Genomic DNA, 12,231 nt, shown 5'->3' on the forward strand with positions numbered 1-12,231 from the left:
GACATCAATTCTACTTTTCGCCATCGTGAAATTGCGCGAAACCAACGGAAAACTCCAGGCGGTACGTAAAGTGTGCCTGTAAAGAACTGGCCAGGGCAGCATGTGCACTTAATCAAGCTAACACCCAGGTTGGCTTAATCATATCTGAACGCCAGAACCCGTTCGCTTAACAATCTCCATGTCATGGCACCTTTAAAGCAGTATTTAATTCAACTGGTTGAAGCGCTAAAAACATTTGATAAAACGGGTGCAGTGGCAGTTGTTGAAGAACTGATCGCCTGGCTCACTTATACAAATGAGCCCTTCGATGTAGATGATGCAGAAACTATAATGCAGCAACTACGAAGCAAACGGATGTTTGTTTCGATGATGAAAGTGGGCGACGCGCTTATCCAGACAGGAAAGGAATCGTTTAAAATTCGCAAGCTTTACGGGCAATCCCTTGTTGATCAAAATATCTTCACGGCGGCAACTGCAATATTAAGCGGGTTGATTCATGATGCCGAAAAGGTGTCGCATGTTGATGCAAATGCAAAAAGCGAGGCCAATGAAGCAAAGGGCCTGTTAGGGCGCATTTTTAAGCAGCTTTATATTAACCGGGTTCATGATTCTATTGAAAAGAAGACTTACAATTTAAAGGGTGCAATTGATCACTACCTGGAAGTTTACAATTCGGAAAGTCAGACTTATACCTGGCATGGGATCAACGTAGTGGCGTTGTTGCATAGCGCGAAACGAAACGGCATAGACACATATTCATACCCCGATTTCACTTCTATTGCAAAGACGATTTTAGACACAATAGCAACAAGGTTTTACAAACAGGAAGCCCTTGCCTGGGATCTTGCAGTTGCCGCAGAGGCTTGCGTAGCACTTGGCCGTACTAAAGAAGCAGTTGAGTGGTTTAGCGTTTATGCACGAATGCCTCTCGTTAATGCTTTTGAACTTGCCGGAACGCTTAGGCAACTTGAAACCGTCTGGAACCTGAATATGAACTCAGCAGCAGGCAGCCTGATATTGCCTTTGCTCAGGTCTGAATTGCTCAAACGTGAAGGCGGAACTCTAACGATCAGTTTCGATGAGCTGCAAAAACAAAAAAGCAGTGAGATTGCCACGACCGAAGTCTACAATTCCCTCGCGGTTAAGACCCCGGATCAATCCGGCCTTCGGCTTGAAAAGGTATTTGGTGATGACTCTTTCAAAACTTATAAATGGTACATGCGGGGGGCATCGCGGTGCCTGCCAGTGGCAAGAATTGGAAGGGATAGCTCGAAGGGCGCCGGAACAGGATTTCTTTTAAAAGGCCAGGAGCTACATCACAATTTGAACGATGAGTTGGTGTTAGTAACGAACGCGCATGTGGTAAGTGATGATCCCCATGAAAAAGGCTTGAGACCGCACGAAGCAGTCATTATTTTTGAGGCTTTGGATCGTGATGAAGAATTTAAGGTTGGGGAGATCCTTTTTACATCATCCAGCTGGGAGCTGGATGCCACGATCATAAGGTTTACGCCACTTGACCAGCAACGATTACAAAAGCTCACCTCGGGTATTGACCATTATCCAGTCGCTAAAACACTGCCTTTACCCGCTAGTAACGGTGTGGCTGAGCGAGTTTATGTTATTGGTCATCCGTATGGAGGCACATTACAATTATCATTTCAGGATAACATTCTACTGGATTGCGAAGATCCCAGGTTGCATTACCGCACCCCTACTGAAGGTGGCAGTTCCGGCAGTCCTGTATTCAACCAGCAATGGGAACTGATCGGACTACATCATGCCGGCAGCGTAGAAATGAGCTGTTTAAACGGCAAACCGGGCACTTACAACGCTAATGAAGGAATAGCTATCCAAACCATCAGGCGGAAATTCGCTGAAAAGGACTGGTGAGCATGTCTACCCGGCAACAGATTTATAAGCAATGCAGCTGGCAACGCGCCATCGTTCCAATTGTTATTGGCAGGCAAGTGTTTGTGAGGTCGTTGGTGAATTTTAGACATCGTCTTCTTTTGGCGTAAATCGGTTCTTCTGCTAGGGTTTATTACGCCGAAAGGACCCCAAAGCAGGTCGATAAATTTTAGCTCCAGTTGATTGCCGGATTCCAGTTTTATCTATATTTGCGCTCCTGACAGCAAAAAGTACCCCTTAATGTTGCAATGCCCAGGTGGCGAAATTGGTAGACGCACTGTGTTCAGGTCGCAGCGTTCGCAAGGATGTGCTGGTTCGAATCCAGTCCTGGGCACAACAAAGATTTCTAAACCCCTGTAAATGAGTGATTTACAGGGGTTTTTTAATGCTGTGGGCCATTTTTCGCCGCTTTTTCAAGCATATTCTTACTGAGTTTGACACCCAATTGACGCTCACTTTGACACACAGCCGTTATGAATGGTACGCTCATAACACGAGTGTCATAGCAAAATTTTAGCTTCCATCTCTTGTTTTGCCAAGTTGCCCGGCATTGGCAATGGGATAAAATACGTTAGGATCTGTAGGATGAAATCCGATAAAGTCCATTCGCCCTATACCATGCTCCTCCCCAGGTACAGCAAATGACCCTAGGATGTAAACATGGGCTTCGAAAAAACTCTTAATGTTCTTTGACTTCGACGTGAATCGGAGTTTTCAAAGTCCTTCCATTCGCTAATAGCCCTGGGTTCATCCGAATACTTACCGTTCGCTTCAACCCGTTTTACCCATATCCAATTGAACCTGTTATACACGTTGGACATCTCTTCGGTTTCGTCCTCAGCTACATTGCCTGGCCTGCCATTTGTTTTCAGTCGCTTTTTACGCCTGTCTCTTTCCTTCTTTCTCATATTCCCTTAACTACTTGCATGAAGGAATAATGTTTTTGGATATTCATCATTTTCATCCAACGTTGAGCATGATATCTTGTGACCAGATCAGAAAAACCACGATTATAACGAAACATGTTTTCATATCGATACTAGCTAAGTTTTATTTTAAGGATCGTGATACCCCGTTCCGCCCAGAATGTTAAGTCCTGGTGTTCTTCTACTGTATCGTTTAATGGAAGCCTTTCAGTTGTGGTTAGGTTATAGGTAGTTCCGTTAGCCCCCAAGTCAGTAGCTACCTCGTTATCTTAAACGACTGCCTGATCTTACCTGGTCCATTGACCTCGAGAAAGTAGTTACCTGTTAGTACATTGTAATCCAGTTGCAGGCTCTCGGTACTGCTTCCCGCGGTGTGGTTGATCGACTTAGCCGATATCAGCTGACCAATGGCATTCGACAAGCGAACCGTGTATATCCCTGTTGGTTGGTTGACAAACTGCAGGTTGATAATTCCGCTAGTTATCGGGTTTGGATAAACCAGGAAACCAGCTTTTTTATTGGTAATAAATACATTTACCACGTGGCTCAACTGTATCTGTCCATTTACTCCGATGCTGCGCAGCCGGTAGAAGTTGTTACCTTGTTTTGCATCCCTATCAAACCAGGCATAATCAACTTTACTCATGTTGTTACCTGTTGCCGGTTTTGTAATAGTACTTTTGAAAGTTCGGCCCTCATAAGACTTCTCCAGTTCATAGTGCTTGATACTACTTTCATTTTGCACCTTCCACTCAACGGCAATTCCATCAGCCTGCTGAAAAGCTTTAAATGAAGTAAGGGTAACAGGAAGCGTATTCAATGTTTTCACCACGACTTTGAAGCGGTCGGCAGCTGAAGAACGAACATCAGCGCTAACGGTATAATCTACATAAGTTGAAGTCGTAAGGTCGAGCGGGGTTTGACTGTTCAGGTAAGAGTCATGCAAATAAGCAGCATATCCCGACAACATGTTTTTACCGCTGATTTCGAAACGGTAGCTTCCGATCCGGGTATTGGTGAGTTGTAAAAAGACCGTGTCTGCAATCATCACTTCAGGTCGCTTGTCTACGATCAGCATGGTGTTGCCGGCGCGCACCGCAAGGTTTTCTGAAAAGTTGTGCAGCTTTATAATATCTTCTGGAGTCACCTTGTCCGAATATGCATTATCAAAGTTCACCCTTACACCGTCAACTAATTCAGGAGCTTCACCGGCAGGCACCGACAAAAGATTTATCGAAAGCTCGGGCTGTAAGGCTACGGTTCGGAATGGATTGAATGGCGGCAGCTGGTCTGACTTAAAGTCTTCAATAAATTTTACGACTGCATCTGCACCACTTGCCTTGAGCATAATTGCCTGCCCGGAATGGATGAACTGCAGGTTGCTATTGTCGGAGGCCGCTCCGGCAAGTTGTGGGGTTTGACGATACACACCAGGGCTGAGCCGTTCGACAAGCCGGTACCCGCCAACACCTGTTGTACCACCAAGGTTTGCGTCCCAGGCGTAATACAAGGGGTTTAGGTTTGCAGTAGAGGCAATGTTCTCGAAACTTACCGGGGATGCATAAGGGTTTCCCACCAGGGTATATCCCGGGCCTGTAGCAGGTACCACTATGGGTGGCTGTATTCCCATGTTTAAATCACCGGTGCTGCGTAGGGTAGTGGGTTTACGCAGGTTGTTTGATGGCAAGGCTGACTTGTCGCCATGTACAAAAACCCGGTAAGCATTGTGGCTCGAAAGCGGGAGCGTAGTAGAAGGTAAGGGCAGCCATTGCGGACCGGCAATTCCGCCCTGCTTATACGTAAAAATTGTTGATGAGTCTGAAAACCCATCGAAGCCAGTAGCACCATGGTAGAAATTTGAAAAAAGAAGCGTTCCGTAGTATGGAAGCGCCTGTCCACTTTCTTGCCATGTTTCCATAATGCTCCGTGTTCCATTAACCGGCACACTTAACAACCTCCACGCCCGGTGACCATTATCCGGAATATACCGTTCTACGGTTACTTCGCCCATAACGCTACCTGATGATTTTCCAACGGAAGCAGTTCCGGTAGCTGATGACTTGATAATCATTTTTCCTCCCGGGTTGATCGTGATCTTACCATTGACGATCATATCGGGCCCTTCACCATCTACAACCTCGAGGGTGAAGTTATTATTGATTGAGATGCTGCCCCCGGGCGTGATTGTAGTTTGATCAAGCATGATATCCGTGTTCAACCTAAGATCATGCCTAATGGTGATTGTGTTTGCCCTGTAGTCCGGGCGAGTCGTAGCCGGAGATACAATGATTGTTTTGAATGAGTCGGGTGAGGACTCCCAGGTACTATATGATGTAAATCCTCCAGGTTGTCGTGAGCGGAAGTGATCCGCAGGATTACTAAAGCCGGGCGGTGAGTCATCATTTAGTATACGGACCTCCAGGGTAGCAGTCAACAGGTAAGCATTAGTGATACTCAAAAGGTTCATGTAAAAATATTCATTGTCTTCACGAATAAGATCCGCGAGTATTTTAATCGGTATGGTTGTCGAAATGTTTCCCGCAGAAATATGCCAATTTGTATCTAAAGGAACGTAGTCGTTTAAGGAACGTGCAGAGCCATCGAGGGTTCTGACCCTAAAGGTTACTCCACCTGCTGGTGCAGGTGCTGACAGGTCAACTTGAATGTTGAATGTTGTTGTCCCGCTGTTACCTTCGTTTTGCATTACCGGTGAGGGGGGCATCGTTATCTCACGGAGTTCAAGTACATCATCATTAGTGATTGTTGCAGTCGCAGTACCAACTGTGATATCTGCATTTGTCGCGTCGGTAATGCTTACGTTAAAAGTTTCGTCTGCTTCCTTCGCAAAGTCACCAAGAACATTTACGATAACCGTTGTTGAAGTACTATCATGTTGAATTCGACCAACGGACGTTAAAGACACGAAGTCACTTGCTGGTGATGCTGTGCCACCGATCGTAACAAATCTGAAAGTAACACCCTCGGTTGGCGCTGGAGAGGATAGGCTTACCTTGAATTCAAACTTCGTAGTGCCACCGTTCCCTTCAGCTTTTGAAATGTTTGCTACTGACAAGGCTGGTAACAAGAGCGTGTCATCGTTTAAAATTGTACCCGTACCAATAGAGTCAACAATTATAGCGTTGTAAGCGCTGGTAATAATCATTTGGAAGTCTTCATCTGCTTCGGCAGCGCGATCACCCAGGATCTGAACAGGAATCACTGTTGATAAGCCTCCTTCCGGGATCTCATACAAAGTACTGCTGATTATCGGTCCATAATCGATGGAAACCTGAGCAATACCAGGCTTAAGTGCAACTGAAAATCTGACGCCGCCTGCTGGTGCCGGATGTGATAAAGCTACCTTAAAACCCATAATACCGCTGTTGTGTCCCTCAGTTTGCTGCACGTCGTCAATGGTAAGGTTAGGCGGAAGCACCCCGTCATCACTAATAATCGTTCCAACAGCAGTTCTGGGTGCAAAATTGTCGATGTTGGCCTGGGTGATATTTACGTTGAACGTCTCGTGGGGTTCTGTTGTTCTGTCGCCGGAGATATTGACGGGCACAACAATCGAACTACTGCCTGAGGGAATAGCAAAAGATCTGTTCACGGGCGTATAATCAACACCTGGGGTAGCCGTACCCTCGGAAGTGTTCAGGTGAAAAGTAATGCCTCCCGGAGGCGCCGGCTGCCGCAGGTTAACATTAAAATTGAAAAGGGTGGTACCTGAATCTCCTTCTGCTTGCTTCAAATCGCCTATTTCTATCGGGCCCGCAACGCCGATGGTAGAAAGGTGTTCGTAGCTTCCGCCGTTGATGGGTTTTCTCGACTGCGGATTTTGGTAGAACATTTCTGTAACATCTGTAATATCGGCAATGGTATTGGATTGATAATAGAAATAGCTGATGGCGTTTTTTCCGCCGTTAGGTAGACTTACCATTAATATATCTGTAGCAAGAAGACTGCAATTGGATGTGCAACCTTCAAATTGAACGGTCAGCACCTTCTGTTCTACGCCTGCAACATACGTATGAAAAATAGGCGTTGTGTATCCGAATACAATGGTGTATACAGAGTAAGGAAGATTATTAATGGTTTCCATGCTGGTAACTACCTCAACATTTTCAGCCGTAATACCTGTATACAGGATATTAGGGCGTACTCCATTTAATCCGGGAACCAGGCCGGCCTGGTTAAGAATGGTTGGTGATTTCGACTCCCCCGGAACGGGTACAACACTTGCCGGTATCGCCAGGGTTATCGTAACCTGGTCATCATACCTTGAAAAAGACACTGTAGACCTTGTATAAATATCAACACTTGTTGGGGTTGATCCGGGCTTTATCGTGGCTTGCATTTTCTGGCAAATCGCAGTTAATCCCTGCAACATAAGCGTCAATAACACAAGAAAATAACGAAGGGGTAAAAGATGGGGCATAGCAATGTTCTTAAAAAGGATAAATTACAACACGCGTGGTTTGTCAATCGAACATGGAGGTAAAAGAAACGATATTGGCGTTAAACCTGAGTTTACCATCATCCAATTAATACATGATCTTATCCTTGAGCTTGTTCAAGAAATTACAAGATGTATTGCCGAGTTAGGGTAAGCGACAGTGGGGAGTTTCATCGCTCAGTCAGATGATGAATATAATCTTTATTTCGCTGCTTTGCAACACAGATAGCTTCAACGGTAACAAACATTAAATACTATATTATCTCAAAACAGTAGACGAGGATCATCCTTTCGCCTCGTTACGGAATGTAAAAAGCCTTGAGGTCCATTGCGTCTGTCTACAACAGCCGGAACAAAGGTCTATAGATTTACTCCTTAAGTTCAGATTATTTAGGAGCTTAACAAATTAATCCAAGTTGGACACAAAGGCCGAAACTCGAAGGGTGCTATTTATAATGGCGTAAGAAGGGAAACGTTTTCTTGCAGCTATAGTTTAAAACGCACCTTATCCACAGGTCGATATATTTAAGTGTAAATCTGAAGTTTATAACTTCATCACCAACTTAAGTTTACCCCAAAGATCATTATCAAAGCCAGACGCTGCAGGTTGAACATTGCCGGCATCTTCACCCATTCGGATCACTACGAGATTCTGTGAGGGAACGACATATAACTTCTGATCATTCTTCCCCAAGGCAGCGTAAGTGTCTGCCGGCGCATTGGAGATTAGTGAACCGTTAAATTTAAATTGTGTTTGGGGCAGCATGTAGCTGCTTTTTCCATTAAGCCAGGTTAAATAACCATAACTGGGGTTAATGTCTTGAGAACTATTTACCTGGGCGGATATATAAGCTGAATCGGTTAAAATAGGTTTTCCATCCCACATACCTTTGTTTAGTAACAGTAACCCAAAGCGAGCCATACTACGGGGTGTGCTGAAATATACGTTGTTGTAGCCCTGCCTTACCCAAAGCCCATTCATACCGATAGGATTCCTGATTTTTTGCTGAAAATAGTTGTTGTAAGTAGTATGAGTGGCAGCTTCTACCACTTTTTCCAGCAAGGTGTATGGTGCATTGTGATACGCCCAACGTGTTGATGCATCAGCTTTATACTGCAGGCAGGAGGGTAAAGTGCAATCGGGATTTCCTAATCCATCATCAAAACCGGTGGTCATAGTAAGTTGATGACGAATGGTGATGAGGTTTTCTTTTTCAGCTTGTAGTGACGTCCATCCCACACCGAGATATTTAGAGGTCTTATCGCTCAGCCTTAGTTTACCTTCTTGTTGCGCGATCCCTACCAGATATGATGTAAGTGTCTTTCCAGCCGATGCCCAATACCAGTTACTATCTGCATTGAACGATCCAAAGTATCGTTCCACTACTATGCGTCCGTTCTTAAGCACAATAAATCCTTTTGTGCCTTTCTGATCCAGGAAAGTATAAAGGTTATTAAGTTCTATCTCATTCCATCCTTGCGAAGATGGTGTAATCATCTCCCAGCTACTTGATAGCGGGGGAAAGTACATGCTGGAATAAGAAAGTGTGTTGTTCTGTTTCTTACAACTCGTAGTTAGAATGGTCGCAAAAATTATTGATAAAAAGCATCTCATAAGTTAACTATGACGATGGGGGTAATAAAACGTTTAATGTGTCAAAGCGATATTTACGCTTAGTGGACCAGAACAGTGAATATGAGACGCAACCCTAAAAAGTTGGCGGGTAATCAGCGTGGGTACAAACTTATTTGTAAAAATTAAAATTGTTTTAGTAGGAATTTTTACCTGATATCAGTGTTTGATGCATCTTAAGCCTAGCAGTTAAAATTTGCTGGTTGGTTCGCTCTTGTTTAAATTTTCATCCCGAAATTATCGCAGACGAATAAGTTTGTTAGTCAAGTTTGAACAACCATCAAAAGCTCGGCAGGTTCATACACCTAAGCACAGCTCGATTACTAACCCACGATGAAAACACTTCACAGGTTCCTTAGAACAAGATAGAAGAGTGGGCGAACCCAAAAAACGATTGCTCACTTCGTCGAGCAATTAAAAAGAAAAGAGTTTAAAAAATACTTAAACCAGGTCCAGAAGACCATCCCTTAATCTTATAAGCTTTACATTAATGGGTGTGTACTTAGTGCATCCTGAAAGTATCCAGCCTTGCTCCGGGCGACGCTGAGCAGTCAGTTCCTGCATCTTCTCAGCACGCTTTTGCAGGGACGAGATCGCCGGTGGTAGCGTTCGGATACCGGCAGACAAGCTTACCAGCAAAAAATTCCGGAACCGGTCCCTGTGTTTTTCTACTAAAAGCCGTGATGGTGCTAAGTATTGCAAGGACAAGGATGGCTATTAGGCTGTTATCAGGTGTTAGAACTTTCTTTGTGTGACTTTGTACTTGCACGGTCATTTCTTGTTTGTTTTTTGTTTGAACTATTATTTATGGAATTAAAATTAAGAGATAGCCCAACAAGGCTCCACCTATAACAATGAATGCCGTATTCATCTTTTTAAAGTAATAAGTTACGGCAAAGCTGAGTACCACGATAGTAATGGTTCTCCAGTCCAGCAATGTCTCCCTGCTCATTTCTACTAAAATGGCAAAAATGATAGCAATGGACGCTACATTCACTGTATCTAAAAAAGCGCTGAAGATCTTAGAGTGTCGAAGCTTTAGTAATAAAGGGTTAAAAAGGGCAACAAAAAGAAAAGAAGGCAAGAATATACCTATTGTTGCGGCAAGGGCACCACCGAAACCACCAATCTGCCAGCCGATAAAGGTGGCTGAGGAAAAAACCGGCCCAGGGGTGAATTGTCCTACAGCTATCGCGTCAATGAGCTGCTGTTTTGTGAGAAGGCCGCTGGCTACCAGCTCCGCATCTAAAAAAGCAAACAAAACATAGCCGCTTCCGTAAAGGATAGCACCGACCTTTAAAAAAATCAGAAACAATTTCAGTGACGTAACATTAGGATGTGAGTAGCCAATCTGAAACAAGGTGAACGGAAAGATGCTCCAGGCTGTGTTTCTACCGCTCTGAATGAAATAGAGCAAGATCCCAACCAGGCCCGCACCAAACAGAACGAAAATTTCGTTCAGGCCAGCTAAGACAGCTATTGCGGACAAAGCACCTAAAATGGCTAATTGCACGTTTTTCAATGCCTTCTTTCCGAGATTGATCATAGTTACTACGATAACAGCAATTATCGCAGGCTTGATGCCATAAATAAAAGGTTGCACTTGTGGCAACTGGCCATACAATTGATATGCCCATGCAAACAAAGCCGTAATAACCACCGCCGGAATGATAAAACAACTACCAGCCACCACTAGTCCCTTCCAACCTCCTCTTTCATGGCCGATGTGCATGGTCATTTCCGTAGAATTTGGACCAGGGATTAAACTGGTAGCTCCAACTAAATCCAAGAAATGCTGATGGCTCATCCAGCCTCTTTTTCTAACAACTTCTTCTTCCATCATAGCGATGTGTACGGCAGGGCCGCCAAACCCGATTACACCTAACTTTAGAAATAATCGGGCTATATCGCCAAGCCTGGTGTTATCCTGTCCCATTGCGTTGTAATTTACTGTCGACCGACCATCGGCCACCACCTTTGGTGATTAAGAAAATGCTACCTAACAGCATTGCGCAGTCTGTTCGGCTGCCATGCATCATTGACCATAAACCTTCATTGGCTAAAACTTCAGCTTTTGTCGTAGGGATGGCTACCAGCATGATAAAGGAAAAGAGGAATAGCAGCAAGCCAGGTTAGTAGTCCCAAAAGAAGAAGTATTCCGCAAGTAATTTCCAAGGTCGCGACAAGAGGACAAAAAAAGTCCGGATTTGGTAACCCAACTTTGGCAAACCGTCCCGATACTAATTTTTTGCAAACAAAAACTTTTGTATACCATCTGTTAGAGATAAAGCTCCTACCGTTAGTCGTATCAGTACGGTGGTTTTCTGATTGTCTGTTCTGATTTTTGGAAACATGTTATTTTTCGTGTACTGATGGGTGAGAGCCGAAACCCAAGCACATTTTACCTGTGTTTCGATACAGCCTAAGTTATCAGAAGTGTAGCAGTCGGTTGCTTTTTACTACGCGTTCAGGTGCAGATCATTCATAGTTTAGATCTCTTTAGTTTTTGATCTTTGCTTTTAGTGAGTCATCAACATCCTTTTCTAAGCATTTCGGCGTATTCATTAGGTAAGGGACTTTCCTCAACGGCCTTAGCTGCCTTTTCTACATCATATTCAAACCTTACAAAGTCGACCTGAATGGCCGCCTTGTTTGATATTGAGCTCTCAGGATTTATCGTTAGAATGACATAGCAGCCCTTTGGATAGTTATCCTTGGGCTTGCCTACAGAGCCAATATTAATGGCATGCCGATGACGGGGAGTTCCCCCAGGATCAGCTGAAAGGATCCGGTGATAGGGTTTGTGGGTATGTCCAAAGCACATGATATCAGCGTCAGCCTGCTCCATAATTCTCAGCAAGCTTTTCTCGTCTCTATCTTCAAAAAGGTACTCGTTTATTTTTCGGGGACTACCATGTACCAATAACAGGTTTAGGTTGTCTTCATTTAACTGAAATTCTACTTTGATGTGAGCAGGTAAGGTCCTTAGATATCTTCTCTCATCAGGTTTCACCAGCGAGTTTGTGTAGGATATCGAAATCTTACCCATGTCCTTTTCAGGTTCTGTTTTATAGGCGCAGCCACATTCGTCACTCATCAGGCCGATACCCTGATCATAATTTCCTGCAATGGTTGGAATACCTCTTTTCCTGATTTCGTTGATTACTTCATTGGGCCAGATATTGTAGCCAACTAAATCCCCAAGGCAGTAAATGGCATCAGGCATCTGCGCTTCTATGCTCTTAAAGCAAGCTTCCAATGCAGGAAGGTTCGCGTGTATATCACTGAACAATGCAATTCTCATG

Annotated in this window: 7 protein-coding genes and 1 tRNA gene; 2 read left to right on the forward strand and 6 right to left on the reverse strand. The window is 44.2% G+C overall.

The window, feature by feature from the left end:
• Positions 1 to 183 precede the first annotated feature (183 nt).
• Both EXU57_RS01045 and EXU57_RS01050 read left to right on the forward strand, forming a co-directional pair.
• Positions 184 to 1,893 carry a serine protease gene (locus EXU57_RS01045; RefSeq protein ID WP_133266310.1) on the forward strand — a complete coding sequence of 570 codons (1,710 nt, stop codon included), beginning with the start codon at positions 184 to 186 and terminating at the stop codon, positions 1,891 to 1,893.
• A 268-nt stretch (positions 1,894 to 2,161) separates the two neighbouring features.
• Positions 2,162 to 2,245 (forward strand) — tRNA-Leu (locus tag EXU57_RS01050).
• Between the two features lie 313 nt (positions 2,246 to 2,558).
• Here EXU57_RS01050 and EXU57_RS01055 read toward each other — a convergent pair.
• The 6 genes from EXU57_RS01055 to EXU57_RS01080 all read right to left on the reverse strand — a co-directional run bounded on the left by EXU57_RS01055 (position 2,559) and on the right by EXU57_RS01080 (position 12,230).
• Positions 2,559 to 2,819 (reverse strand): hypothetical protein, encoded by a 261-nt coding sequence (locus EXU57_RS01055; protein ID WP_133266311.1) that lies wholly within the window; start codon positions 2,817 to 2,819, stop codon positions 2,559 to 2,561.
• A gap of 274 nt (positions 2,820 to 3,093) precedes the next feature.
• Positions 3,094 to 7,275, reverse strand: coding sequence for a Calx-beta domain-containing protein (locus tag EXU57_RS01060; RefSeq protein WP_133266312.1), 4,182 nt, complete (start codon positions 7,273 to 7,275; stop codon positions 3,094 to 3,096).
• 562 nt (positions 7,276 to 7,837) lie between these two features.
• Positions 7,838 to 8,908: a serine hydrolase domain-containing protein gene (locus tag EXU57_RS01065; protein ID WP_133266313.1), complete on the reverse strand. Its 1,071-nt coding sequence runs from the start codon at positions 8,906 to 8,908 to the stop codon at positions 7,838 to 7,840.
• A gap of 823 nt (positions 8,909 to 9,731) precedes the next feature.
• Complete coding sequence (chrA, locus tag EXU57_RS01070) at positions 9,732 to 10,862, reverse strand: chromate efflux transporter (protein ID WP_133266314.1); 1,131 nt, start codon at positions 10,860 to 10,862, stop codon at positions 9,732 to 9,734.
• Between the two features lie 131 nt (positions 10,863 to 10,993).
• The gene (locus EXU57_RS25795; RefSeq protein WP_207955387.1) at positions 10,994 to 11,212 is read right to left on the reverse strand and encodes a DoxX family membrane protein; all 219 of its coding nucleotides are present in this window, start codon (positions 11,210 to 11,212) and stop codon (positions 10,994 to 10,996) included.
• A gap of 244 nt (positions 11,213 to 11,456) precedes the next feature.
• A complete protein-coding gene (locus EXU57_RS01080; RefSeq protein WP_133266315.1) occupies positions 11,457 to 12,230 on the reverse strand; it encodes a metallophosphoesterase family protein in 774 nt (257 codons plus the stop codon).
• Position 12,231: the final 1 nt, after the last annotated feature.

Origin of the sequence: Segetibacter sp. 3557_3, assembly GCF_004354985.1 — a bacterium.
Lineage (GTDB): Bacteria > Bacteroidota > Bacteroidia > Chitinophagales > Chitinophagaceae > Segetibacter.